We start from the raw sequence: 24,118 nt of genomic DNA on the forward strand, positions 1-24,118 counted from the left end.
ACAGTTCGATGGTAAGCGCTGGAGACTGTACCACCATCATGACCACCCCCGGGATACCGACACACGGCTTCGAGCCGGTTACTTCGGCCAGCGAACGCCTGATTCGCGGCTTAAGTCTTTACGTCATCCCTTTGTTTCTGATCATGCTCACGGTATGGGCATTACTGTTCCTGCCGAATCGCTACCCTTCCGTGCCCGGTCAAAGTTTGAGCATTCAGGCACTGGCCAGCCAGCAAGAGCAGGCGGACGCAGAGTTACTGACGCAATTGGAGAACGCTCCGTCCCGGCAGCGGCTTCACCTGAGCGAGCCCCATTGGCTCCTGTTGACCTTGCCTGCTCCCTTCCCCCAGCAGGAGCAGGTCCTGCACTTTCCTGCCTCTCCCATTTCCTCGCTGCACTGCGTGGATGCTCGCAGTGGACGGCCCCTGCGCAACAGCGAGCTGGACCCGCCGACGCCTCTATCACCAGCGCCGGTCAAAAGCTATACCCTGGAGCTGGGTCAGGTCGACCACCCTGACAGCGTGCTATGCCGCGTCGAGACTTCGCGACCTGCCCTCTTGCAAGCCCAGCTTTGGGCCAGTGCTGACATCAGCCATTCCTCGATTCGACTCAGCCGGGGCATCGGGCTACTGGAGGGCGGCTTACTGACCATGGCCATGTTCATGCTGGTTCTGGCAGCCACCAACCGTGCCTGGATCTATCTGCTGCTATCGGTCTGGCTGATTGGCAACCTGCGCCTGGGCGCGATGGCCATGGGTTGGGATACGCAATGGCTAGGGCAGATCCTGCCCGCCCAGTACATGCCCGTACTGCGCCAGCTCACGATTGCCTGCTACTTCATTCTGAGCTATTCCCTGTTTACCGTCCTGCTGGGCAACTCCATCACTACTGCCCGCCTGCAGCGCCTGCTCCCCACCGTCGGCATCCTGGGTCTGATCCTGCTGCCGGTCTCCCTGCTGGCGCCGGCCTCGATATTCCAGCCCCTCATGTGGATCAGCACTATCTACGCACTGTGCTGCGTATCCGCCGTGCTGCTGTCCATTCTCCTGCACACCCGCTCGCGCATCTTGCTCTGGCAACTGGTGCTGCTGAGCATGGCGCTGTGCATGCTGATTTCAGCCATTTTTCTGGTGGCGTTTGGCCGCTCCAGCTTTGTCGAGAATTTCAACGGCGTCATCGCTTTCCTGTTGTCCAATCTGATGGTGGCCCTGGCGGTAGGCGAGCGCCTGCGTGAAGACCGTAGTGAATCCCTGCGCGCCCGCAATGAATTGATGGCGCATTATCTGCTTACCCCCGTTGGCATGTTCACCCTCAATGAAGCGGGGATGTTCTTGCGCATCAGCCCCATTCTGGCCCGCATGTTGAACATCGATGCCGATCCGAGCGAGAGCCCCATCCACTGGACCAACTTTTTTCCCGAGCAAGACTGGAAAGCGGTCGCACAAAGCACCCAGAACGGTCAGGATGTGACCATCACTTATTACGACGCAGACGCTCAACCATGTCAGTTCGCCTTGCGTGTAGCGATTGTCAATCAATGTATTGAAGGATCCTTGCAAGATATCACCGCCCGGGCCGAGACGTACCGTCAACTGCGCCTGATGGCTGACAACGATCCGGTCACCAATGTGCTGAACCAGCGCGGTATCGAAAAGGCACTGGAAGGTCTGCTCAATCGTAGCCAGAACGACAAGCCCTGTCTGCTGGCCTATCTGGACCTGAACCACATCAAGTACGTAAACGGCACCTTCGGACACTCGTCAGGGGATGCGCTGCTGCTGAAAGTATGCGAACAGCTGGAATCGGTTCTGCGCAGTAAAGACAAAATAGGCCGCATCGGCAGCGACGAATTCGTAATTATCTTTGAAGACTGCGAGCCAGAGCAGGCGCGCGTGCTGGCCAATGGCGTACTCGAATCACTGAACAAAAGCCCCCTGCTGGCCGGAAACCGCAGCTTTAACCTGCGCAGTACACTGGGTCTGGTCGAAGTCGCTCCCGGCATGGCGCCTCAGGAAGCCATCTCCGCTGCCAGCCGTGCAGCCCGCGATGCCCGCCGCCTGCATCAGGACATGATTATCTACGGGCAGGACTCCAATGCCCTGCAGGAACACGCTGAAGAACTGCGCCTGTTTGAAGAGCTGGAAGGGGGCTCCTCGCGCGCCCTGTACCTGGAAATGCAACCGATTGCGGCCTTGCGCCGCCCCATGGACAGCCTGAACTTCGAGGCTCTGCTACGCGTGCGGGACTCCTCCGGTCAATTGATTCCCACTGGCCGCATTATTGCCGCCGCCGAAGAAAGCGGCACCATCACCATCATCGACAAATGGGTGTTCTCGGCCACGCTGGAGTGGATGGCCAAGCATGAGGCCCAGTTAAGCAAAACCCAGTGGGTCACCATCAACCTGAGCGGTGTGTCCCTGAATGACGACACTTTCATTCAATGGTTCTTTGACATCCTGGCGCGTTTTGAACATCTGGCCCGCCGCCTGTGCGTGGAAATCACTGAGGGCGTAGCACTGGACGACCTGGAGCATACCCGCAACTTCATGCGGCGACTGCAAAAAATGGGTGTGCGCATCGCGCTGGACGACTTTGGAGCGGGCTACACGTCTTTTTCTTACCTGCGCGAATTACCCGCCGACGCCATCAAGATCGATGGTGCGCTGATTTGCGACATGCTAAAGAAAGAAACCAACGTCGCGATCGTACGCACCATCGTCGAGCTTGCCAACAACCTGGGCATGATCAGCATTGCCGAATGGGTAGAAGACGTCCCGACGCTCAGAGCCCTACAGGAATTAGGCGTAGATTACGTACAAGGCTTCATCATTTCCAAAGCCTGCACTCCGGCAGAGCTGCTCAAAGCCAAATCCATGCCGGACCTGGTCCATGACGCCGCCGCCCGACAGTTTCTACTGGACTCCCAGGAAAAATTCCCGCCAACCATGTAAACCAATAGCCACCCAAGGCCCGCAGAGAGCCTGGGTGGCAAATGACAGGGCCTGCCACCACCTGTGGACGCGCACTCGTCTCAAATGCCATGGGGAGGCTATGAGTGCTTTTCTGACACCATCGCCGTCACGCACATACCCAGCCAAGCCCTGTCGCACCCCTTATTACGGCGTGATACCCAGCTCTAAAATTTGCACTTCGGAGCGGATACTGCTGCAGGTGCAGGCGCGTATCTAAGACAGAAACAGTAAATAGAACGGATAGACCTGAAGGTCGATACAGACATCCCGCTAGCTTTGGCTTTGATGGTCTGGGTCTGGGGCCTAAGTCCTGACCTGAGTCTGGCTATGGCTCAATCGAGTCATCTCGATACAACAGGCTTCCGATCAACACCTGGCCCGGAACATCAGCGGCGCCCCCAGAGACTACTTCCCTGCAAAGAACGCCTCACCAAACAGTCTGGTCACAAAAAAACCCGAGTCCGGCATCCAGCCAAACTCGGGTTTCCCATTCTCAAGCACGCATTCTGAGACCGATCCCCCAGCCTCAGAACAAGAAAAAACTTATAGTTCCCCGTAGGAGTGCAGCCCCGACAGGAACATATTCACGCCCAGGAAGGCAAAGCTGGTAATGAGCAAACCCGCCAGAGCCCAGTACGCTGCCATCGTGCCACGCAGACCTTTGAGCAAACGCAAGTGCAACCAGGCCGCATAATTCAGCCACACGATCAGGGCCCAGGTCTCTTTCGGGTCCCACTGCCAATACGTACCCCAGGCGTCAGCAGCCCACAAAGCGCCCAGCACGGTTGCTACCGTAAAGAAGGCAAAACCCACCGCAATCGCGCGGTACATGATGTCATCGAGCACTTCCAGCGACGGCAGCTTGCGTGAAATCGGACCCCGGAAATACAGAATCGTGCCCACGATCACGCTACCGATACCGAAATACAGCATCCAGGTCGGCGAGAGCTCCCGAGAACCAAAAATCATGGGTTCGGCACACAGAATGGCACCCAGCAAAAACACCGGAATCAGCTTGGCACGCGAACGGGTTTCGCCATTTTCCTTGACCAGATACGCAAACCCGACCATGGCTGCCAAGGAGAACGTACCGTAACCAATAAAGTTGGCAGGCACGTGCAACTTCATCCACCAGCTTTTGAGTGCTGGCACCAGCGGTTGAATCTGATGGGCATCACGCGTAAAGGAGTACCACAGCAAAAAGATCACCAGCGAACTGATTGCCAGCAGCACAAAGCCACCCAAGGCACGGGTGTTGTAACGACGTTCGTAGTACAGATAGAACAAGGCAGTAACCAGCGCCAGCAACACGAACACTTCGTACAAATTACTGACTGGAATATGGCCGATATCCGGGCCCAGCAAATGGCCTTCACGCCAGCGCACCAGCAACCCCGTCGTACCTGCATACACGGCCGCCCACGTCAGCCCAGAAGCCATCCAGGCTGCTGTATTACTGAAAAAGCCCGCCCAATACATGACGGTGGCCAGAATAAACAGCGCACACATCCACAAGATGGCAGACTGGGACGAAAACAGATATTTCAGCAGGAAAACCGAATCGGCTTTTTCAATGTCGCCGGTGCCAAGGCCATTACCGGTGCTGTAGAGCCAGATCGCCAGCAAGGCTGTCACGCCACATGCCAGCGTCAAGGTACGCAGCGGACGCCACAGCCACCCCAACCAGGCCACAAAAGGCACGAAAGCGACCAGAATGATCTTCTCGTAGTAATCCATGCTGGTGCTGTAGACGTTAAGCGCATAAGCCGCGCCCAAGGCCAGTACCACCAGATACAACACATCCGTCCAGTCAGGACGACCACGAATGCCTCGCCGGTCACCGCTGGAAGCGATATTGTCTTGCCACATCGTTGGAGTGGCCGAAGAAAGGGTCTGCGCCATAGCTACACCTTGTCAGACAGATAGCCGATTGAACGCCGCTTTCAGGCGTTCAAACTCGAGGTTAAAGTCCAAGTTGCGACGTTGAGAAGTCATGGCAGCCATTACGCGACTGCCTTGGTTGTGAGGGCGAATCCAAACCCACACGCGGCGATCCCGGATATAGAACATCGAGAACACACCAATAATCAAAAACAGACAACCCAAGTACACAATGTACATGCCTGGGCTGCGTGCCACCTGGAATACACTGGCCTGAACCTGTTCAAAACTGTCCAGGGTCAACATCACCGGTGCCGGGTAATCCGGCAGATTGGCAAACGCCAGCACGGCAGATTGAATCCAACGGTTGGCCTCATTATTTTCCTGGCTGTAATCCAGTTCTGGCAAGCCTTGTTGCTGCCTGACCAAATCACGCAATTCCGACAAGGTGAACTGAATCATGGGGATAGCAAAACCCAGGATACGTTCCCGTTCAGCTTCGGGGACACGGCTGATCAAACCATCAAAACCAGCACGTACAAAGGTTTGCAATGCCGTTTTGGACGCCGACAACATCAACTCTTTTTGCTCGGGTGACGAGGAGTTGCGCTCGGCAAAGCGTTCAGCCGCCTGGCTGACCAAGGCTTCATTCTGCGTAGCCGCCCGCAAATCCATGAATTCTTTTAAAGAACCCTTGTCGTCAGCCGGCAGACGCACATAACGAAACGGCTCGGCGGGCGAAAAACGCATCCCGGCCAGAAACACCAGGGTGTCATCCAGTTCCACCGGCAGCATGTAATTCACAAACTCGCGAGACTGCCCCTGGTCGTCAATCAAACGATAGTTCACGCTGGGGCCGACGTTCTTCAAATTCTGGTCTTTCTTGTTGGCAGCGCTACCGGTGACCGCCGCCACGTGCTCAATCATGGCCTTGGGCTGGGGGTCGCCCTCGGACAGGTTTTCCACATTAATGGGACGCAGTTCAGTCAACTGAACAGTCAGAGCATGCTCGCTGGGACTTTGCTGGGCAGTAATGCCCATGCTCTCACCCACTTTCCCATTCAACTCAAAGGGTGCGGCACTCGGACCCACCAGCGGATAGCCCTTCAGACTCAACATACTGCCGCCATCGTCAAAACCGGACTGGTAAACCGTCACACCCTTGTAGCGTAACGGTTCGTTGACCTCGATCGTGCGCTCGAAGGTATCGCCCGTCACGGGATCGGTTACTTCCACTTCGCTCTTGAAACTGCTGGGCATCCCCGTGGAGTAGTACTCCACCAGAAAACGCTTCAACTCCAAGGCGAACGGCAACGGCTGAATCAGCACCCCTTCACCGGAATTGACTACTGCTGTCGCCGTGCGCGCCCCTTCTGGCACCAGCATGTTGGCACGGAAACTGGGATTGCCCAGACCCAGTCGTCCCGACTCGGGCACCTGGGAAATCAGCATATTTTCGGTAATCGGTTGTTTGCCACCCAACCACACCTGCAAACGCACGGGCAATTCGCTGTCAAGCAAACCGCCGACACAAATCACCACGATGGCCAGGTGCGCAAAAATGTATCCCAGCTTGTTGGCGCTCCCTTTTTTGGCCGCCATCATCATGCTGCCGTCATTATCATGACGCACACGCACCGCATAGCCTTGCGACTGCAGCCAGCCCTGAACCTGTTCACGATTATGCTCAGGGCTACCTGCGCTCTCCAGCTCGACGCGGTGAGGGAAGGCTTTCAGGCTGCCACCGCGCACGTGCTCCTTGAACGTGCGCATTTCACGGATCATCTTGGGCGCATTGCGGATGACGCACAGCGTGGTCGATATCACCAGAAACGCCATAATAACCATGAACCATCCACTGTTGTAGACAGACCAGATCGAGAAATGATCGAACAACTCAAACCAGTAAGGTCCAAATTGATCAATATAGGTATTGGCAGGCTGATTTTGTGCCAGAACGGTGCCGATCAGACTGGCTACGCAAATGAACATCAGCAAGCTGATGGCAAAGCGCATCGAACCGAGCAATTCCAGGAAATCGGCCGCAAAGCGACGCACGGGAGATACTTTTTTCACAAGGGCTAGCTTAGGAGGTGTGGGGGGTTCACCGGAAACATCCAGACTTGGAACGCAGAACACGCCCAAAGTTCGATTACTGGACAAAACACCAACACGAGACCTGGCCTGAAGCGGCACTGCCCGTTGTTACGGCACCCGAAAACTGCGGCCGTCAGGACTCGAAGCCGCAGCGAATACAGGTTTCAGACAGTCAGGGGGCCATTGGCCCCCTTTGACGGATTAACGCAGGCCAGCTGCGAAATCGGATACGGCCGCAATGTCGGCATCCGACAAACGGTCTGCGATGTCATACATCATCGGGCTGTTGGCACGGTCGCCACTACGGAACAACTTGAGCTGATCCGCAATATAGGCGGGGTGCTGACCGGCCAGACGGGGGTACTGGCCGGGCATGCCGGCGCCATCGGGCGAATGGCAAGCCGCACAGGCAGGAACACCGCGCTCGGGCAAACCACCCCGCCAGATCTTCTGGCCACGTACCATGGTGTCTTCCTTGGTCGCGTTAGCGGCCTGGTCCCAGTTCACCGCTTGCTGAGACAGGTAAAACGCCACGTTCTTGATATCGTCTTCAGTCATACCGGCAGCAATGGCAGTCATCAGGCTGTTCGCGCCATCAGGACCACGGCGGGCAGGAACGGACTTCTCGTCCTTGGCACGGAAGTCGTGCAGCTGCTTGACCAGGTACTCGTACGGCTGGTGAGCCAGCGACGGGTTGACCGGAATAATACTGTTGCCGCCATCCCCGTGACAGGTCACACAGGCCAGCACGCCACGCGACATCTCACCTTGCAGGTAGAGCTGCTCGCCTTTGGCGGCATCAGGCTCGGGCAGACCAGCTGCATTGGCCACGTTAGCGGTAAAAACCACAGAGCAAGCCATCGTCAGGCTGCTTGCGATAACGACTCGGGAAAGCGCACGCTTCATTTGGACCTCGATAATCGCGAATCAATCGGGGTGCCGCATGCGCCCCGCAAAAGCCACCGTAAGCCGCTGGTCAGTACCCAGTGGACTACGACATTACTGTTTCAAATCGAGAGATTATACAATAGGCGCTGAACCAATATGGAATTACGCTGCAACCATGTCGATACTGCACCGCGCTCACTTCACGATTTCAGCTGCTCAGATCGATCAGCTGCCTCCTCCCGGACCGCCAGAGGTCTGTTTTGTGGGGCGCTCCAATGCGGGCAAATCCTCCGCCATCAATGTGTTGGCCAACCAACGAAAACTGGCTTTTTCCAGTAAAACGCCAGGGCGAACACGTCTGATCAACATGTTCGGCATCCCCGATCCGCTCTCGCCGGGCGACTATCTGGGCCACCTGGTGGACTTGCCCGGCTATGGCTACGCCGCCGTGGCCCGCCACGAAAAGCAGGACTGGGCCGAGATTCTGGGCGACTACCTGGCCACCCGTCCCTCGATTGCCGGCATTGTGTTGCTGATCGACATCCGGCGCGGCGTGACCGACCTGGACTTGCGCCTGGTCGATTGGATTGCACCGACTGGCAAGCCCGTACTGGTGCTTTTGACCAAGGCCGACAAACTGCCTTATGGTCAACGTATCAAGGCGGTAGCCGAAGTACGTCGCCAGCTCCGGGAAATTGGCGCCCTTCACGCGCTGCCCTTCTCCTCCACTGATCGTATCGGCTTGCCCGAAGCGACCGAATGCATCGAAAACTGGATTTCTCCGAAGGTTGTTCCATGACTCGTTTTATTCCTCCTGCCGACTTTCCTAATACTCGCCTGCGCCGTAACCGCCGCGACGAGTTTTCCCGCCGTCTGGTGCGCGAAAACCGCCTGTCCACTGACGACCTGATCTATCCGGTCTTTGTGCGTGAAGGCGAGAAAGTGCAGGAGCAGGTCGGCTCCATGCCGGGCGTCATGCGCTACTCGCCTGACGAACTGATGCGCGTGGCCGAACAGTGTCTGGAACTGGGCATCCCCGTGCTGTCCCTGTTCCCTTCCATCGACCCGTCGCTGAAAACGCCCGATGGCAGCGAGGCCGCCAACCCGAATGGCCTGATCCCCCGGGTGGTGGGCATGCTCAAGCAGCAGTTTCCCGAGCTGGGCGTGCTGACTGATGTCGCTCTGGACCCCTATACCAGCCACGGCCAGGACGGCATTTTGGACGATGCTGGCCACATCCTGAATGACGAGACGGTGGCCATGCTGATCCGTCAGGCTCACACGCAGGCTCAGGCAGGCGTAGACATTGTGGCTCCCAGCGACATGATGGATGGCCGTATCGGCTCCATCCGCGCCGCCTTGGACAAGGACCAGTTCATCCACACCCGCATCATGGCCTACTCGGCCAAGTACGCCAGTGCCTTCTACGGCCCGTTCCGCGAGGCGGTGGGTTCAGCGGCCAATCTGGGCCGCTCCAACAAGAACACCTACCAGATGGACCCGGCCAACCGTAATGAAGCGCTGCGCGAAGTGGCGGCCGACATCCGCGAAGGTGCCGATATGGTCATGGTCAAGCCCGGCCTGCCTTATCTGGACATTCTGCGCGACGTCAAAGACGCGTTTGGCATGCCGACCTACGCCTACCAAGTCAGTGGCGAATACGCGATGATCAAGGCCGCTGCCCAGAACGGCTGGCTGGATCACGACAAGGTCATGATGGAATCGCTGCTGGCATTCAAGCGTGCCGGTGGGGATGGCATTCTGACCTATTTCGCCATCGAAGCGGCCAAGCTGATGCGCGAACAGAACTGCTGATTCACATCAATCAGAACGCAAAAAACGCAGCCCATGAGCTGCGTTTTTTGTTGCTTGTACGCGACGATCTACCGACTGTTAGGCACCGATAAGCCCGGTTTCGAAAAAATCAACGTCTTCAAGCACCGGCCAGAGCCTCATCCAACACTTTGGAAAAGCGGCTGGCATCCTGAAAACCAATCACGCGCAATTGCTCCAGCTGTTTCCCTTTGGAATCAAAAAACAGGATGCCGGGAGGTCCAAACAAGCGGAAATGTTTCAGCAATGCCCGATCCTCAGGGGTGTTGGCCGTCACATCCACCTGCAGCAACTCAAACTGCGCCATGCGTTGCGCGACGGCGGGATCGCTAAACGTGAAATTCTCCATTTCAATGCAGGACACACACCAGTCTGCGTAGAAATCCAGCATTACGGGGCGAGTGGTCTTGGCCAGACGCCCTTCCAGCTCCTGCAGGGTCAGTACGCGCTGGAACTCAACCTGGCTTTGGGCTGCCGTCACCGTACCCGAGGATTTCAGCCCTTCCAAAGGGCGAATCACGCTGGGGCGACCCAGGGCAATGCTGATCATCATCATGATGGCCCAGACCGCCAGCATCATGCCCACACCCTGTCGCAAGCCCGACCACGGCGTACGTGCAGCCGTGCCGCGCCCAAACGCGCCCAGCAAGGCAGCCGCCCACAAAGCCAGGACAACCCAGCCAAAGACAGCCATCGTGCCAGACATCAGGGGCGAGACCATCCACCAGGCGGTAGCCAGCAACAAGACACCAAAAGCGGTCTTGACGCTTTCCATCCAGGCGCCGGCCTTGGGCAAGACACTGCCCGAACCCGCACCCACAATCAGCAGCAAGACGCCTGAACCCCAGGCCAAGGCAAACAGGGCCGAACCACCCAGGACCACATCCCCCGTCTGCGAGATAAACAGCAGCACGCCCGCCAGAGGCGCTGCCACGCAAGGACCGACAATCAGCGCAGACAGCATGCCCATCAGGAACACGCCACCCATCTGCCCGCCCGGCAAACGGTTCATGGTTTTATTCAAACGATTTTGCAGCGCCGCCGGAGCCTGTACCGTGAAGACATCCAGCATGGACAAGGCCAGCACCACCAGGATCAAGGCGAACAGACCCAATACCCACGGGTTCTGCAACCAGCTCGCCAAACCGGCTCCCAGCAAGCCGGCGGCCACACCCAGCAAGGTGTAGACCAGGGACAGACCCAGCACAAAGGCAAACGCCATCTTCAGGCCGTGCCAGCGCGATGGCGCAGGCTGATTCCGTCCAGCAATGATGGACAGCAAAATCGGCACCATCGGCAGGACGCAGGGCGTAAAGGACAGCAGCAAGCCAAACACAAAGCTCAGCAGCACGATCTGACCCCACCCAGCCTGCTTGAGGTAGTCGGCCAGACCCACATCACTCAGGCTCAATGCCGAGGCCACCCCCGCACTACGGGAAGGGGCGACCGTGGAATCGGGGTTCGCCTGGGCCGGATTCTGGCTTGCCCCCTCTCCTGGGGCCGGCACCGACACCACGCCAAAAGGCCCCGCCACTTCCCAGCCCTGCCCGGTGGGGATCAAGGTCAGCGTTTGAGTCGACGGGGAATAGCATAGACCTGCGTCGGCACAACCCTGACTGACCACATCGACCGTCAGATCGTGTCCTATGGAGCTGTCTGCCAGGACCGGTACGCGCAACGTAACCGAATGGCGGTAGACCTCCATGACCTCGTCAAAGGTAGGATCGTAAACCCGCTCTCCTTCGGGCAGTTGAAGCTTGCCTACCTGCTCCGCCTTCTCGGTCGAGACGGCGAAACGCTTGCGATACATATAGTATTCAGGTGCAATCTGAAAGTGGATATCCAGCTGATCGGGCTGACTCATGGCCGCCGTCAACACAAACGCCTGCTCAGGGTTCAGAAACTCTTCTTCTGCCTGCGCCGCCAAGGGCGTTGCCAGCCAGGCCAGCATCAGGGCAAAAAAAACAGCAAACCAGGCCCCAGGGCCGTGGGCGGAAAATGGAGAACGCTTTAAAGACAAAGGCACAAATCTATTCCGATTTATTAGGCTGGGCTAACTGCACTCACGCAGGGCGTGTCTGGGTACGAACCCAATCCAGATAAGCGGTGAAACCACCAACAACCGGAAGCACAATCAATTCTGGCAGCTCGTAAGGATGCTGCTCACACAAGCGATCTGCCAATTCCGGTAGCCGGGCCACTGTGGTTTTGAAAGTCAGCGTGATTTCCTCATCGCCTTGCAACTCCCCTTGCCACATGTACATGGACAAGCTGCTGGGCGCAAGGTTCGCACAAGCGGCAATTCCGTCCTCAACCAGATGATGAGCCAGATATTTGGCCAGCATCATATCCGGCACCGTGGTTTGCGCCAGCACCAGCTGCTGCGCGTCCAGATCGGGCAAGGTCAAGGCTAAGGGCGTTTTGGAATTAGGGGGAGTATCAGCGGACATGCGGGGCTCCTAGTCAGAGCCCTTAGTGTAGCGCCGGATGGCAATGCTTAGCTGCCAGCCCGGGGACGACTCAAGCCGCTCAATGTTTCAGACGGGCGCTCGCCAAAGCTATGCCGGTAATCCGCGGAAAACTGCCCCAAATGCGTAAAACCGCAAGCCAAGGCAACCTCGGTGACCGACATCCCGCCTTGTTGCAAGTAACGCCGGGCTGCCTCCAAACGCATTTGTTTCAAACGTGCCATGGGGGCTACGCCCAGATGCTCCCGGAACCCTGCGTACAGACTGCGCACGCTCACACCGGCCGCCTGGGCAATATCGCCAATGGTGATAGGCTGACCGGCCTGGCTTTCCATGAAGTCCAGGGCACGCCGCAAAACATGGGGCAAAGCGGCCGGCGTCTTGTGCGCAGGCTGATTGTGCTGATGCAGTTCGAACAAGGCATAAATCAGGGTCTGCTCAAACTGGCGCACCTGACGGGGCTGGTCGAACAAGGTGCCATCGGACACTTCGGCAAACTGCCAGTCCAGCAGGCGACGCAGGCTGGCACCACCGGGCGCATCAAAAGGAATGGAGGGCTGAAACTCCAATGGGCCACGCACGGGCTGCGCAAAATAGTCCTGATAATGACGCTCCAGCCCTTGGCGACCTATACGGACGAACAACTTGTCGGCTTCCAGGCTGTGTTCCATGCTGAAAGCTTGCGTCGGGCTGATGATGGAAGCCAGACGTGATGTGGAGGCAAAGCGTCCATGTTCCGTATGGATCTGCTCTTGCCCCGACAGGGGAATCTGCAAGAGATAGAAGTCATCCAGCGGCTGAGGCTCAATCTGCACCTGCGCCCCATAGCGCAAACGACCATAGGCCACATCCTGGCCTTGGCGTAAATACAGACGGGCGTTCAGGCGCTGACGCGTATCCGCCAGGGTCAGGCTGTGCGGACAGAAAACCTGGGAGATATAGTGCTGAACGCAGTCCACATCCTGCGAATGCAGCTGGGCATAGCGATTCAGTATGGTGGTCATGAGCGTCGCAACAAGCGATAAAAAAGCTGTGCCCTAGTGTGACACAGCCTCCCGCACTGCAACATCGAGACAATCCCTAGGCCGGGCTCACAGGGCCGGCCAAAGGTCGCTACGTCGACGAGCTACTGCCCCTGAAACCGTCCAAACCGCCCCTGCCAATACAGCAGGGGCGAATCCTGCTCTTGCTCGGCATGATGCACCTGCAGCACACGGCCCAGCACCAAGGCGTGGCTGTGACGCTCGATGACCTCCACAATCTGGCAAGCCAAAGCGGCAGGGGCCTGTCGAGCCAGCCAAATACCATGCTCGGTACACAGCCAATCGTGCCCGGCATAACGTGCATCACCTTGCTCGCCTTTGAAACCGGCAAACTGCAGAGCCAGGTCAGCCTGTTGGGCACCCAGCATATTTACACCAAACAAACCGCTGTCGCGCATCAAAGGCCAGGACGAGGAGCTTTGATTGACGCAAACCAGCACTTCTGCAGGATCCGCCGCTACCGAGGTCACCGAGGTCGCCGTCAGACCACTGCGCTGACCTTGATGTTCAACCGTAATCACACTGGCTGTGCCGCCCAGATGGCGCATAGCACGTTTGAACTGATCGGCAGAAACTCCCGGCGCCTCAAGCGCTTGTTCTGTCGGTAAGAAAGCCAATTCCACAGGCATGATTCACCTTTTCTAATCGTAGGGGCAGCGCTGTCATCCGAACAGCGCCGCTTGCAGGGCGCACATGTACTGGCTATTCCCCCGGCAAGTCAGCCCCTGCCCGATAGCCAGCCGATCGCTCTTAGCGAATGCCGCGCTGCTGCAACAAAGGCAGCACAGTATCACGGAAATACGGGAATTCCTGAACATAGTCCACAAAGGACAAGGTTGTTCCCCGGAAACCGGCCGCGTGCAGTGCACACAAACCATCAGCCACTTGCTCGGGCGTACCCACCAGCGGGAAGCCGCCATGACCGGCTGCCATACGTTCGCGAATCTGTTCCAGCAGCTCATGCGGGAAGGAGTGCGCATGGGCAAACTGCAGGCGCATCAGATTGTCGACCGCGCCATTGTCGATGTTGCCCATGATGCGCTCCCACTCAGCCTTGGCTTCAGCTTCGGTGGGACGGCACACCACATGCGAAAAGGTCATCACATCGACCTTGCGACCTTGCGACTCGCCCAACGCCTTCAGTTCAGCCACTTCCTTGGCGGAACGGTCCAGCTCCATGGCCGGGGTGAACAGGAAATTGGCATTACGACTGGCGAACTCACGTCCCTGACCGGAACCGGCAGCATTAAAGATAGGCGGATCAAACTCAGGGCGAGGATTGCCATATACTCCCTTGGCCTGGAAATACTTGCCGTCCCAATCGAAACGGCCGTCGTGGTGCCAGATCTTCTTGATCAGGTCGAACCATTCCTGAGCATAGCCATACCGGGTTTCATGATCGTCCGGCAACGTGACTCCCAAGGCGTCGTATTCAGGCTTGTTCCAGCCCGCCACAATATTTAGACCAACCCGATTGCCACTCATCTGCGCCATGGTGGCGATCTGCTTGGCAATCACCACGGGGTGGTTGGCAACGGTATGCACAGTGGCAAACACGCTGATATTGCGAGTGTTAGCCAGCAAGGCCGTCGCCCAGGTCACGGTTTCCAGCACATAGCCATGAAAATCGGTTTCGCCGCCGTAACCGATCCAACGGGCAATGGGCAGCATGAAGTCGATGCCAGCCTCATCCAGCAGCTTGCCCAGCTTCAGATTGTTTTCCCAAGTAGCCTGCCAGCGATCCGGCAAGGTCGATACCGTCATGCCGCCGCCACAATTGGTGGCAAACGTACCCAGCAGAAACTTATCGTGTGTCAGCAATGTATTCTGTGCCATCGCCAGTCTCCTGAAAATCGTCGTTCTTTGCAGCCCGCCACCATGGCAAAGCTGATATAGCGCAGATTTTAGGGAGCGGCCGTCAGCCCTACTATCGAATCACTGCGGGTTTTATCAATTGCCTGCAATTATTTGAACCATAAAGCGATACACAGCACCCATATCAGTAAAAACCCTTATATAACAGCGTCTTGCTGTCAATACAGGCAGCGTTTTCCTGATCACGAAACCAGTAAGCGGGCCTTTACGCTGAACGTGGGATCAATGGGTGCGGGAATTTGAAAACAGTCTCGGCAAGCATGCGAAGGCAGGCGGGGCCTCAAACTTCCTGGTCTAAAGGGGGGCTGCTGCGCGGGCAAACTAAAAACAAATACGGGTGAGGCCGGAACCCCATGCCCGCGTCTGGAACATCCAGAGCCTTCTTCTCAGGGTGCAAGAAAGACCGTGGGAATAAAAAAACGGACTCCTGAGAGTCCGTTTTCAATACTACGAGAGAAACAAGCGATGCTTATTCAGCAGCGGCTTCTTCCTGAACTTCTGGACGATCCACCAGCTCCATGAATGCCATAGGAGCGTTGTCACCCTGACGGAAACCCATTTTCAGGATGCGGGTGTAGCCACCGTTACGCTCTTGGTAACGTGGGCCGAAAACTTCAAACAGCTTGGTCACTGCATCGCGGTCGCGCAGACGGGCGAAAGCCAGACGACGGTTTGCCAAGGTTGGGTTTTTAGCCAAAGTGATCAGGGGCTCAACCACGCGGCGCAGCTCTTTAGCTTTAGGCAGGGTGGTTTTGATGGCTTCGTGGGTCAGCAGGGACACGGACATGTTGCGGAACATGGCCAAACGGTGGCTGCTGGTACGATTCAGTTTACGTAGACCGTGACGGTGACGCATGATGATTTTCCTAAATAATGAATCTTAGTTGGCACGCCGCGTATGCGACATGCGTAAATCCGGTTCTTCTATCAGCTAAGCTGCGGACCAGATGGACAACGTAAAACAATAGCACATTTTTAGCCGCCACCTACACTTTTTGCAGGTGTACCACACCAGAAAAAGTGTAGGCAGCGTCTAAGAAATGACTGTCTTGCTTACTACTTATGGACGCTCAAGACCCAGTGGCGGCCAGTTTTCGAGCTTCATGCCCAAAGTCAGACCACGTGCGGCCAACACTTCCTTGATTTCGTTCAAGGACTTGCGGCCCAGGTTTGGTGTCTTCAACAGTTCGTTTTCGGTACGCTGGATCAGATCGCCGATGTAGTAAATATTTTCGGCTTTCAGGCAGTTGGCGGAACGAACCGTCAGTTCCAGATCGTCGACAGGACGCAGCAACACGGGATCGATCTGTGGAGCGCCACGCACTGGAGCTTCGTAGGCATCGCCCACACCTTCCAGAGCAGCAAACACAGAGATCTGATCCATCAGGATACGAGCAGACTGGCGCACGGCTTCCTCGGGCGAGATCACGCCGTTGGTTTCGATGTCCAGAACCAGCTTGTCCAGGTCAGTACGCTGTTCCACACGGGCGTTTTCGACCGCGTAGCTCACACGACGCACGGGGCTGTAAGATGCGTCCAGCACGATACGACCGATCGTGTGGGTGCGATCATCGGCCAGGGCGCGCACGTTACCAGGAACGTAGCCACGGCCTTGCTCAACCTTGATTTGCATTTCCAGCTTGCCGTCGTCGGTCAAGGTGGCAATCACATGATTGGGGTTGATGATTTCAACGTCGTGCGGCAATTCAATGTCGCTGGCCAGAACTTGACCCGCGCCTTCTTTGCGCAGGATCAGCGTAACTTCTTCACGGCTGTGCAGCTTGAAGACCACGCCCTTCAGGTTCATCAAGATATCAACCACGTCCTCGCCCACGCCTGGCAGCGTGGAGTACTCGTGCACCACACCGGTAATCTGCACTTCAGTCGGTGCATAGCCGGTCATGGAGGACAGCAAGATACGACGCAGTGCGTTGCCCAGAGTGTGGCCGTAGCCGCGCTCGAAAGGCTCCATGATCACCTTGGCGTGATTTTTGCTGATCGGTTCAACTTCGATGGAACGGGGTTTCAAAAAACCTTGAGACATTCGATTTCCTTTTCAATACCCTCGGCTCGTTACACCGATAAGGCTGACGGAAACTGGCCTAAGCCAGCAGAAAGTATCGCAAAGCCCACTTGCCGAAAAACGGGAAGTGGGCCTGCTTTACTGCATTGTATAAGTGGTCTTCGCGTAAAAAATTAACGCGAGTACAACTCAACAACCAGCGATTCGTTAACGTCTTGAGCGACGTCAGCGCGGTCAGGAACTTGCTTGAACACGCCGGACAGCTTGGCAGCGTCCACTTCCACCCACTGAGGCAGGCCAATACCGGTCGCCAGTTCCAAGGATTCCTTGATACGGCTTTGGGATTTGGCTTTCTCACGCACGGCAACCACGTCACCGGCTTTGATCAGCATGGAAGCGATGTCAGCGGTGTGACCGTTGACTTCGATAGCACGGTGGTTAACCAGCTGGCGAGCTTCGGCACGTGTGGAGCCGAAACCCATGCGGTACACCACGTTGTCCAGACGCGATTCCAGCAATTGAATCAGCGTTTCACCGGTGTTGCCACGGCGGCGGTCAGCTTCAACGTAGTATTTGCGGAATTGCTTTTCCAGCACGCCGTACATGCGCTTGAGCTTTTGCTTTTCGCGCAGCTGCAGACCGAAGTCAGACGTACGGGCACCCGAGGTGCGGCCGTGCTGACCAGGACGCGATTCCAGTTTGCACTTGGAATCCAGCGAACGACGAGCGCTCTTCAAAAACAGATCGGTACCCTCGCGACGCGAGAGCTTGCATTTTGGTCCAATATAACGAGCCACTTCGCTTCCCCTTAGATGCGACGACGCTTGGGCGGACGGCAGCCGTTATGCGGAACCGGTGTGATGTCTGCAATGCTGGTGATCTTGATACCCAGAGCATTCAGAGCACGCACAGACGATTCACGGCCTGGACCGGGGCCCTTGATGCGAACTTCAAGATTTTTAATACCGTATTCCATGGCAGTACGGCCGGCTGTTTCAGCGGCAACCTGCGCGGCAAACGGCGTGGATTTACGCGAGCCTTTAAAGCCAGCGCCACCCGACGTAGCCCAGGACAATGCGTTGCCCTGACGGTCAGTAATGGTGATGATCGTGTTGTTAAAAGAAGCGTGGACGTGAGCAATCCCGTCCGACACGCTTTTTTTGACTTTCTTGCGTGCGCGTGAAGCGCTGCTAGAAGCTTTGGCCATCTTCTATTCCTCGATTATTTCTTCAGGGACGCGGCGGCGCGACGCGGACCTTTACGGGTGCGAGCGTTAGTGCGTGTACGTTGGCCGCGCACTGGCAGACCGCGACGATGACGCATGCCACGGTAAGTTCCCAAGTCAGCCAAACGCTTGATCGAGAGCTGAACTTCACGACGCAGGTCACCTTCAACGGTGAACAAGCCGATCTGTTCGCGAATGCGCTCGAGTTCCGCGTCGGTCAGATCTTTGACCTTCTTGGAGTATTCAATACCCGATGCTTCGCAAATCTTGCGAGCGCGGGTGCGACCGATGCCGAAAATCGCGGTAAGACCGATTTCGGCGTGTTGATGCGGCGGGATGTTAATGCCGGCAATACGGGCCATGGTTATTCCTTGTTAAATCGGTTGCGTTTCGGCAACTTAGCCTTGACGCTGCTTATGGCGTGGATCGGTGCAGATGACACGCACCACGCCATGACGTTTAATGATTTTGCAGTTGCGGCAGATCCGCTTTACTGATGCCATTACCTTCATGGTTTGACTCCTAGTTTCCTGTAACCGGCCGCTTATTTGGAGCGGAACACAATTCGTGCTCGGGATAGATCATAGGGCGTGAGCTCCACAGTGACCTTATCGCCCGGCAGAATCCGGATATAGTGCATACGCATTTTGCCTGAAATGTATCCGAGCACTACGTGACCATTTTCCAGCTTGACGCGAAAAGTTGCGTTGGGAAGGTTCTCAAGAACCTGTCCCTGCATTTGAATGACGTCGTCCTTTGCCATTTTCGTGAATTACCGCATCGGCAAGCTCGAGCCTTTGAAGTTAGCCTTCTTGAGCAGCGAGTCGTATTGTTGTGACATGACATAGGCCTGGGCCTGCGCCATGAAGTCCATGGTTACTACAACAATAATCAGCAAGGATGTGCCGCCAAAATAGAACGGTACATTCCAGCGCATTTGCAAGAACTCTGGTACCAGACACACCAAGGTAATGTAGATCGCACCGGCCAAGGTCAAACGCATCAAGATCTTGTCGATATAACGCGCTGTTTGGTCACCGGGACGAATACCTGGTACGAAAGCTCCACTCTTTTTCAGGTTGTCTGCAGTTTCGCGGCTGTTAAACACCAGGGCCGTGTAGAAAAAGCAGAACAAGATGATCAGCGCGGAGAACAAAGTAATGTAAAGCGGCTGACGCGGCGACAAAGCAGCCTCGATTTCACGCAACCAACCCAAACCGGGCGTGCTGGAGAACCAATTAGCAATTGTCGCTGGCAACAGAATGATGGACGAAGCGAAGATCGGAGGGATCACGCCAGCCATGTTCAGTTTCAGCGGCAAATGCGAGCTTTGACCACCATAGATACGGTTGCCTACTTGCCGTTTGGCGTAGTTCACCGTGATACGACGCTGACCACGCTCGACAAAGACGACGAAGTACGTGACGGCGGCTACTAAAACGAGGATAAACAGTGCCGATAGAATCGACATGGAATCCGTACGCACCAGATCAAGCATACCGCCCAAAGCATTAGGCAGACCCGCTACGATACCGGCGAAGATCAGTATGGAAATACCATTGCCCAATCCACGTTCAGTAATCTGCTCACCGAGCCACATGACGAACATGGTGCCAGTGACCAGTGTTACCACTGTCGTGAAGCGAAACAGCATCCCTGGGTCGATAACCAGACCGGGCTGCGATTCTAGAGCGATGGAAATCCCAACTCCCTGGAACAAAGCCAAAAAGACCGTTCCGTAACGGGTGTATTGCGTGATCTTGCGACGACCCGACTCACCCTCTTTCTTGATTGCTTCCAGCGTGGGCACCACAGCGGTCATCAATTGCATGATGATGGACGCAGAGATGTAGGGCATGATTCCCAGTGCGAACACTGAGAATCGCTCTAAAGCACCACCGGAGAACATATTAAACAAACCCAGAATACCACTCTGGTTTTGAGTAAACAGTTCGGACAAGGCATCAGGATTGATGCCTGGTACCGGAATGTGCGTACCCAAGCGGTAGACAATCAGGGCGAGCAACAGGAAAACGAGACGACGTTTTAAATCGCCGTAGCGCGGACCCGACTTACTCTGTGCCTGAGCTTTTGCCACCGTGACCCCTTTTTATTCCAGCGAGCCGCCGGCTGCTTCGATCGCGGCGCGAGCGCCGGCCGTTGCATTAATGCCTTTCAGCGCAACTTTACGGGAAAGCTCACCGGACTTGATGACTTTAGCGTAACGCACCATTTGGCCAACCACGCCAGCCTGCTTCAGTGCCTGGACGTCGATAACTTCGGCATCCATTTTTTGCAGTTCGGACAGACGTACTTCTGCGTACAGGTGGTCGTCCAGGGTGGTGAAACCACGCTTGGGCAAACGACGTTGCAAAGGCATTTGACCGCCTTCGAAACCGACTTTATGAAAACCACCCGAGCGCGATTTCTGGCCTTTATGACCACGTCCGCCGGTTTTACCCAAGCCGGAACCGACACCGCGACCAACACGGCGTGCTGCGTGTTTGGCGCCAGCGGCGGGCTTGAGATTGTTCAATTGCAATTCAGACATCCCGATTCCTTTCAGGCTTCCGAGACCGTAACCAGATAATCCACCTTGCGGATCATCCCACGAACCTCAGGAGTATCAACCAATACACGGCTGGTGTTGACTCGGCGCAGACCCAGGCCGCGAACGGTGTCGCGGTGGCTTTGCTTTGTGCCGATGACCGAACGCACCAACGTAACTTTGATTTGTTTCTGTGCCATGACTTACCCCAGAATTTCTTCAACTGTCTTGCCGCGCTTGGCAGCAATGTCAGCAGGTGTCGAGCAAGCACGCAAACCGTTCAATGTAGCGCGAACCATGTTGTATGGGTTGCTGGAACCCAGGCTCTTGGCTACGACGTTGCGCACGCCCATCACTTCGAAGATAGCGCGCATTGGGCCACCGGCGATAACACCAGTACCTTCAGCTGCGGGAGAGATCAGAACGGTGGCTGCACCGTGCTTACCAACTACGGTGTGATGCAAGGTGCCGTTTTTCAGAGGCACTTTGATCAGACCGCGACGGGCCTGTTCCATTGCCTTCTGAACAGCAACGGGTACTTCGCGGGCTTTGCCCTTACCCATGCCGATACGACCATCGCCGTCACCGACCACGGCCAGCGAAGCAAAGCTCATGGTGCGACCACCCTTAACCACTTTGCTGACGCGGTTGACCGCAATCATTTTTTCTTTCAGGCCATCATCGCGCTCTTGCTCTGGAGCCTGTCTGCCTTGTGCTTTAGCCATTTGATAATTCCTTTAGAATTTCAAGCCGGCTTCACGCGCGGCCTCGGCCAGCGCTTTCACGCGGCCATGGTAACGGAAGCCCGAGCGGTCGAAAGCAACCGTCTCGATGCCCGCAGCCTTCGCCTTTTCGGCGACGCGCTTGCCAACCAGGCTGGCTGCCGCTACGTTGCTGCCAACGGCCAATTCTTTGCGAACTTCGCTCTCGACAGTGGAAGCACTGACCAGAACGCGGTCGCCTTCGGGCGAGATGATGCTCGCGTAAATATGCGTATTCGTGCGATGCACCGACAGGCGGTGTACGCGCAGTTCGGCGATCTTGCGGCGAGTAGCCACTGCACGACGCATACGGGATTGTTTCTTGTCCATGATTCGTCCTTGCCTGCGGGCTTATTTCTTCTTGGTTTCCTTGAGGATGACGCGTTCGCCGACGTAACGTACACCCTTGCCTTTGTAAGGCTCTGGTGGACGATAGCCACGAATTTCAGCGGCAACCTGACCAACCACCTGCTTGTTCGAGCCCTTGATCACGATTTCGGTCGGAGTAGGACACTCGGCTTTGATGCCTTCAGGCAGGTCGTGCACGATGTCGTGCGAGAAACCCAGTTGCAACTTCAAGGCATTACCCTGGACGGAGGCACGGAAACCCACGCCAACCAGACTCAGCTTGCGTTCGAAACCGGCGCTCACGCCAACAACCATGTTGTTGACCAGTTGGCGCACGGTGCCGGACATTGCGTTTGCGTGACGAGTTTCGTTCGCAGCGGCAAAAGACAGCTGACCGTCTTGAAGTTCGATGGTGACGTCGCCAGTCAGAGATTGAACCAAAGTGCCCAGAGGGCCTTTGACCGTGATCTGATCAGCGGCAATAGTCGTTTCTACGCCCTTGGGCAAGGAAACGGGATACTTAGCGATACGTGACATATGATGTTCTCCTTATGCCACGTAGCACAGCACTTCGCCACCGACGCCAGCTGCACGTGCTTTGCGATCGGTCATCACGCCGCGAGACGTGGACACGATGGCAACACCCAAGCCGTTCATGACTTGAGGGATGCTTGTGCTGCTTTTGTAGATGCGCAGTCCAGGACGCGAAACGCGGTCGATGCGCTCGATGACTGGCTGGCCGGCATAGTATTTCAGGGTGACTTCCAGTTCTGGCTTGGCTTTTTCGCCAACGATACGGAAATCTTCGATGTAGCCTTCGTCTTTCAGCACAGCAGCAATAGCTGCTTTCAGCTTCGAGGAGGGCATGCTAACCGATGTCTTGTTGACCATTTGCGCGTTACGCACGCGGGTCAACATATCGGCGATTGGATCGCTCATGCTCATGTGTATTTCTCCTACCAGCTGGCCTTGGTCATACCGGGGATCTCGCCGCGCATTGCCATTTCGCGCACTTTATGGCGAGTCAAACCGAATTTCTTGAAAACACCACGGGGGCGACCGGTGATAACGCAACGGTTGCGTTGACGGGTCGGGTTCGCGTTGCGTGGCAATTGTTGCAACTGCAAACGAGCCTCGTAGCGCTCTTCGTCAGACTTGGACTGGTCGTCAATGATCGCTTTCAGTGCTGCACGCTTGGCGGCGAATTTCTCAGCCAGCTTGGCGCGCTTGATGTCGCGATTGATGAGGGAAAGTTTAGCCACGTTGCGCCCCTTAGTTGCGGAACGGGAAGCTGAACGCGCTAAGCAGCGCCTTGGCCTCTTCGTCCGTCTTGGCAGTTGTAGTGATGCTGATGTTCAGACCACGCACTGCGTCGATTTTGTCGTACTCGATTTCGGGGAAAATGATTTGCTCTTTAACCCCCATGTTGTAGTTGCCACGGCCGTCAAACGCACGACCCGACACACCACGGAAGTCACGTACGCGTGGCAGAGCCACAGCGACCAGACGATCCAGGAATTCGTACATGCGTTGACCGCGCAGGGTCACCATACAACCGATCGGGTAATCTTCGCGAATCTTAAAACCGGCAATAGCTTTGCGGGTTTTCGTGATAACGGGTTTTTGACCAGCAATTTTGGTCATGTCCGATACCGCGTTCTCGATAATCTTCTTGTCAGCAACCGCTTCCGAGACACCCATGTTCAGAGTGATCTTGGTGATGCGCGGTACTTCCATGATGCTCTTGTACTCGAACTGCTTTTGCAGGTCGGCAACCACTTTTTCGCGGTAGAAATCTTGTAAACGTGCCATGTTATCCGCCCCTTAAGCCTTGGCGCCAACGGCCTTGCCGCTGGAACGATAAACACGCGTTTTCTGACCGTCGATCACCTGGATACCAACGCGGTCGCCCTTGCCGGTTTCTGGGTTGAACAGTGCAACGTTCGAGATGTGGATAGGCATGGTCTTGTCGACGATACCACCCTGCGTGCCAGCCATAGGATTGGCTTTAACGTGTTTTTTGACTACGTTGATGCCTTCCACGATAACGTGGTCTGCATCGACGCGTTGCAGTACTGTGCCACGGCGTTTTTTATCACGGCCGGTCAGCACAATAACTTCGTCGCCTTTACGAATTTTTTGCATTTTTTCGCGCT

At 56.2% G+C, this 24,118-nt stretch carries 28 protein-coding genes; 3 read left to right on the forward strand and 25 right to left on the reverse strand.

All coding sequences use genetic code 11. The features are described from left to right. Positions 1–38 precede the first annotated feature (38 nt). Positions 39–2,951, forward strand: a complete 2,913-nt coding sequence (locus V6936_RS13565; protein WP_003805310.1) for a putative bifunctional diguanylate cyclase/phosphodiesterase — start codon at positions 39–41, stop codon at positions 2,949–2,951. A 564-nt stretch (positions 2,952–3,515) separates the two neighbouring features. Here V6936_RS13565 and ccsB read toward each other — a convergent pair. From ccsB to V6936_RS13580, 3 genes are all read right to left on the reverse strand, one after another. Continuing rightward, positions 3,516–4,874, reverse strand: a complete 1,359-nt coding sequence (gene ccsB, locus V6936_RS13570) for a c-type cytochrome biogenesis protein CcsB (RefSeq protein WP_039944080.1) — start codon at positions 4,872–4,874, stop codon at positions 3,516–3,518. A 12-nt stretch (positions 4,875–4,886) separates the two neighbouring features. After that, positions 4,887–6,929 (reverse strand): cytochrome c biogenesis protein ResB, encoded by a 2,043-nt coding sequence (locus tag V6936_RS13575; RefSeq protein WP_336580010.1) that lies wholly within the window; start codon positions 6,927–6,929, stop codon positions 4,887–4,889. 222 nt (positions 6,930–7,151) lie between these two features. Then, complete coding sequence (locus tag V6936_RS13580; RefSeq protein WP_051010476.1) at positions 7,152–7,856, reverse strand: c-type cytochrome; 705 nt, start codon at positions 7,854–7,856, stop codon at positions 7,152–7,154. 157 nt (positions 7,857–8,013) lie between these two features. Here V6936_RS13580 and yihA point away from each other — a divergent pair, with 157 nt between their 5' ends. Both yihA and hemB read left to right on the forward strand, forming a co-directional pair. Beyond that, positions 8,014–8,637, forward strand: coding sequence for a ribosome biogenesis GTP-binding protein YihA/YsxC (gene yihA / locus V6936_RS13585; RefSeq protein WP_003805318.1), 624 nt, complete (start codon positions 8,014–8,016; stop codon positions 8,635–8,637). After that, on the forward strand, positions 8,634–9,653 hold the full coding sequence (gene hemB / locus V6936_RS13590; RefSeq protein WP_003805319.1) for a porphobilinogen synthase: 1,020 nt from the start codon (positions 8,634–8,636) through the stop codon (positions 9,651–9,653). The genes yihA and hemB overlap by 4 nt, the downstream gene beginning before the upstream one ends. Before the next feature lie 118 nt (positions 9,654–9,771). Here hemB and dsbD read toward each other — a convergent pair whose 3' ends face one another. From dsbD to rplX, 22 genes are all read right to left on the reverse strand, one after another. Beyond that, the gene (gene dsbD, locus V6936_RS13595; protein WP_336580011.1) at positions 9,772–11,697 is read right to left on the reverse strand and encodes a protein-disulfide reductase DsbD; all 1,926 of its coding nucleotides are present in this window, start codon (positions 11,695–11,697) and stop codon (positions 9,772–9,774) included. A gap of 37 nt (positions 11,698–11,734) precedes the next feature. Then, positions 11,735–12,121, reverse strand: coding sequence for a divalent-cation tolerance protein CutA (gene cutA / locus V6936_RS13600; RefSeq protein WP_219235342.1), 387 nt, complete (start codon positions 12,119–12,121; stop codon positions 11,735–11,737). Between the two features lie 47 nt (positions 12,122–12,168). Then, on the reverse strand, positions 12,169–13,143 hold the full coding sequence (locus V6936_RS13605; RefSeq protein WP_003805326.1) for an AraC family transcriptional regulator: 975 nt from the start codon (positions 13,141–13,143) through the stop codon (positions 12,169–12,171). A gap of 122 nt (positions 13,144–13,265) precedes the next feature. Beyond that, the gene (locus V6936_RS13610; RefSeq protein ID WP_003805328.1) at positions 13,266–13,811 is read right to left on the reverse strand and encodes a flavin reductase family protein; all 546 of its coding nucleotides are present in this window, start codon (positions 13,809–13,811) and stop codon (positions 13,266–13,268) included. 121 nt (positions 13,812–13,932) lie between these two features. After that, a complete protein-coding gene (locus V6936_RS13615) occupies positions 13,933–15,018 on the reverse strand; it encodes an LLM class flavin-dependent oxidoreductase (protein WP_003805331.1) in 1,086 nt (361 codons plus the stop codon). Positions 15,019–15,526: 508 nt separating this feature from the next. Beyond that, positions 15,527–15,913 carry a 50S ribosomal protein L17 gene (gene rplQ, locus V6936_RS13620; protein ID WP_003805334.1) on the reverse strand — a complete coding sequence of 129 codons (387 nt, stop codon included), beginning with the start codon at positions 15,911–15,913 and terminating at the stop codon, positions 15,527–15,529. A 204-nt stretch (positions 15,914–16,117) separates the two neighbouring features. Continuing rightward, positions 16,118–17,101, reverse strand: a complete 984-nt coding sequence (locus V6936_RS13625; protein ID WP_003805337.1) for a DNA-directed RNA polymerase subunit alpha — start codon at positions 17,099–17,101, stop codon at positions 16,118–16,120. 152 nt (positions 17,102–17,253) lie between these two features. Next, positions 17,254–17,877: a 30S ribosomal protein S4 gene (rpsD, locus tag V6936_RS13630; RefSeq protein WP_003805341.1), complete on the reverse strand. Its 624-nt coding sequence runs from the start codon at positions 17,875–17,877 to the stop codon at positions 17,254–17,256. 11 nt (positions 17,878–17,888) lie between these two features. Next, the gene (gene rpsK, locus V6936_RS13635) at positions 17,889–18,287 is read right to left on the reverse strand and encodes a 30S ribosomal protein S11 (RefSeq protein WP_003805343.1); all 399 of its coding nucleotides are present in this window, start codon (positions 18,285–18,287) and stop codon (positions 17,889–17,891) included. 14 nt (positions 18,288–18,301) lie between these two features. Then, positions 18,302–18,667, reverse strand: coding sequence for a 30S ribosomal protein S13 (gene rpsM, locus V6936_RS13640; RefSeq protein WP_003805346.1), 366 nt, complete (start codon positions 18,665–18,667; stop codon positions 18,302–18,304). A 36-nt stretch (positions 18,668–18,703) separates the two neighbouring features. Continuing rightward, positions 18,704–18,817, reverse strand: a complete 114-nt coding sequence (gene rpmJ / locus V6936_RS13645) for a 50S ribosomal protein L36 (protein ID WP_003805360.1) — start codon at positions 18,815–18,817, stop codon at positions 18,704–18,706. 32 nt (positions 18,818–18,849) lie between these two features. Then, entirely contained in the window at positions 18,850–19,068 is a 219-nt protein-coding gene (gene infA / locus V6936_RS13650; RefSeq protein WP_003805361.1) for a translation initiation factor IF-1, read from the reverse strand. A 9-nt stretch (positions 19,069–19,077) separates the two neighbouring features. After that, positions 19,078–20,403 (reverse strand): preprotein translocase subunit SecY, encoded by a 1,326-nt coding sequence (gene secY / locus V6936_RS13655; protein ID WP_003805363.1) that lies wholly within the window; start codon positions 20,401–20,403, stop codon positions 19,078–19,080. 12 nt (positions 20,404–20,415) lie between these two features. Next, on the reverse strand, positions 20,416–20,856 hold the full coding sequence (rplO, locus tag V6936_RS13660) for a 50S ribosomal protein L15 (protein WP_022983333.1): 441 nt from the start codon (positions 20,854–20,856) through the stop codon (positions 20,416–20,418). A gap of 11 nt (positions 20,857–20,867) precedes the next feature. Continuing rightward, a complete protein-coding gene (rpmD, locus tag V6936_RS13665; protein WP_003805366.1) occupies positions 20,868–21,053 on the reverse strand; it encodes a 50S ribosomal protein L30 in 186 nt (61 codons plus the stop codon). A 3-nt stretch (positions 21,054–21,056) separates the two neighbouring features. Continuing rightward, complete coding sequence (gene rpsE, locus V6936_RS13670) at positions 21,057–21,578, reverse strand: 30S ribosomal protein S5 (protein ID WP_003805367.1); 522 nt, start codon at positions 21,576–21,578, stop codon at positions 21,057–21,059. Positions 21,579–21,590: 12 nt separating this feature from the next. Then, positions 21,591–21,944 carry a 50S ribosomal protein L18 gene (rplR, locus tag V6936_RS13675; RefSeq protein ID WP_003805368.1) on the reverse strand — a complete coding sequence of 118 codons (354 nt, stop codon included), beginning with the start codon at positions 21,942–21,944 and terminating at the stop codon, positions 21,591–21,593. Positions 21,945–21,965: 21 nt separating this feature from the next. Next, complete coding sequence (gene rplF / locus V6936_RS13680) at positions 21,966–22,499, reverse strand: 50S ribosomal protein L6 (protein WP_003805369.1); 534 nt, start codon at positions 22,497–22,499, stop codon at positions 21,966–21,968. Positions 22,500–22,511: 12 nt separating this feature from the next. Continuing rightward, positions 22,512–22,907 (reverse strand): 30S ribosomal protein S8, encoded by a 396-nt coding sequence (gene rpsH, locus V6936_RS13685; protein WP_003805370.1) that lies wholly within the window; start codon positions 22,905–22,907, stop codon positions 22,512–22,514. Between the two features lie 11 nt (positions 22,908–22,918). Further along, positions 22,919–23,224 carry a 30S ribosomal protein S14 gene (rpsN, locus tag V6936_RS13690; protein WP_003805371.1) on the reverse strand — a complete coding sequence of 102 codons (306 nt, stop codon included), beginning with the start codon at positions 23,222–23,224 and terminating at the stop codon, positions 22,919–22,921. 10 nt (positions 23,225–23,234) lie between these two features. Then, a complete protein-coding gene (gene rplE, locus V6936_RS13695) occupies positions 23,235–23,774 on the reverse strand; it encodes a 50S ribosomal protein L5 (RefSeq protein WP_003805372.1) in 540 nt (179 codons plus the stop codon). 12 nt (positions 23,775–23,786) lie between these two features. Next, positions 23,787–24,107: a 50S ribosomal protein L24 gene (rplX, locus tag V6936_RS13700; RefSeq protein ID WP_003805373.1), complete on the reverse strand. Its 321-nt coding sequence runs from the start codon at positions 24,105–24,107 to the stop codon at positions 23,787–23,789. Positions 24,108–24,118 lie beyond the last annotated feature (11 nt).

Origin of the sequence: Alcaligenes sp. CHO6 (assembly GCF_037120595.1) — a bacterium.
Taxonomy (GTDB): Bacteria; Pseudomonadota; Gammaproteobacteria; order Burkholderiales; family Burkholderiaceae_B; genus Alcaligenes; species Alcaligenes ammonioxydans.

Coding starts and splice junctions, on each gene's coding strand:
- V6936_RS13565 (WP_003805310.1), top strand. CDS start 39: ATGACCACCCCCGGGATACCGACACACGGCTTCGAGCCGGTTACTTCG.
- ccsB (WP_039944080.1), bottom strand. CDS start 4,874: ATGGCGCAGACCCTTTCTTCGGCCACTCCAACGATGTGGCAAGACAAT.
- V6936_RS13580 (WP_051010476.1), bottom strand. CDS start 7,856: ATGAAGCGTGCGCTTTCCCGAGTCGTTATCGCAAGCAGCCTGACGATG.
- yihA (WP_003805318.1), top strand. CDS start 8,014: ATGTCGATACTGCACCGCGCTCACTTCACGATTTCAGCTGCTCAGATC.
- hemB (WP_003805319.1), top strand. CDS start 8,634: ATGACTCGTTTTATTCCTCCTGCCGACTTTCCTAATACTCGCCTGCGC.
- cutA (WP_219235342.1), bottom strand. CDS start 12,121: ATGTCCGCTGATACTCCCCCTAATTCCAAAACGCCCTTAGCCTTGACC.
- V6936_RS13605 (WP_003805326.1), bottom strand. CDS start 13,143: ATGACCACCATACTGAATCGCTATGCCCAGCTGCATTCGCAGGATGTG.
- V6936_RS13610 (WP_003805328.1), bottom strand. CDS start 13,811: ATGCCTGTGGAATTGGCTTTCTTACCGACAGAACAAGCGCTTGAGGCG.
- V6936_RS13615 (WP_003805331.1), bottom strand. CDS start 15,018: ATGGCACAGAATACATTGCTGACACACGATAAGTTTCTGCTGGGTACG.
- rplQ (WP_003805334.1), bottom strand. CDS start 15,913: ATGCGTCACCGTCACGGTCTACGTAAACTGAATCGTACCAGCAGCCAC.
- V6936_RS13625 (WP_003805337.1), bottom strand. CDS start 17,101: ATGTCTCAAGGTTTTTTGAAACCCCGTTCCATCGAAGTTGAACCGATC.
- rpsK (WP_003805343.1), bottom strand. CDS start 18,287: ATGGCCAAAGCTTCTAGCAGCGCTTCACGCGCACGCAAGAAAGTCAAA.
- rpsM (WP_003805346.1), bottom strand. CDS start 18,667: ATGGCCCGTATTGCCGGCATTAACATCCCGCCGCATCAACACGCCGAA.
- rpmJ (WP_003805360.1), bottom strand. CDS start 18,817: ATGAAGGTAATGGCATCAGTAAAGCGGATCTGCCGCAACTGCAAAATC.
- infA (WP_003805361.1), bottom strand. CDS start 19,068: ATGGCAAAGGACGACGTCATTCAAATGCAGGGACAGGTTCTTGAGAAC.
- rplO (WP_022983333.1), bottom strand. CDS start 20,856: ATGTCTGAATTGCAATTGAACAATCTCAAGCCCGCCGCTGGCGCCAAA.
- rpmD (WP_003805366.1), bottom strand. CDS start 21,053: ATGGCACAGAAACAAATCAAAGTTACGTTGGTGCGTTCGGTCATCGGC.
- rpsE (WP_003805367.1), bottom strand. CDS start 21,578: ATGGCTAAAGCACAAGGCAGACAGGCTCCAGAGCAAGAGCGCGATGAT.
- rplR (WP_003805368.1), bottom strand. CDS start 21,944: ATGGACAAGAAACAATCCCGTATGCGTCGTGCAGTGGCTACTCGCCGC.
- rplF (WP_003805369.1), bottom strand. CDS start 22,499: ATGTCACGTATCGCTAAGTATCCCGTTTCCTTGCCCAAGGGCGTAGAA.
- rpsH (WP_003805370.1), bottom strand. CDS start 22,907: ATGAGCATGAGCGATCCAATCGCCGATATGTTGACCCGCGTGCGTAAC.
- rplE (WP_003805372.1), bottom strand. CDS start 23,774: ATGGCACGTTTACAAGATTTCTACCGCGAAAAAGTGGTTGCCGACCTG.
- rplX (WP_003805373.1), bottom strand. CDS start 24,107: ATGCAAAAAATTCGTAAAGGCGACGAAGTTATTGTGCTGACCGGCCGT.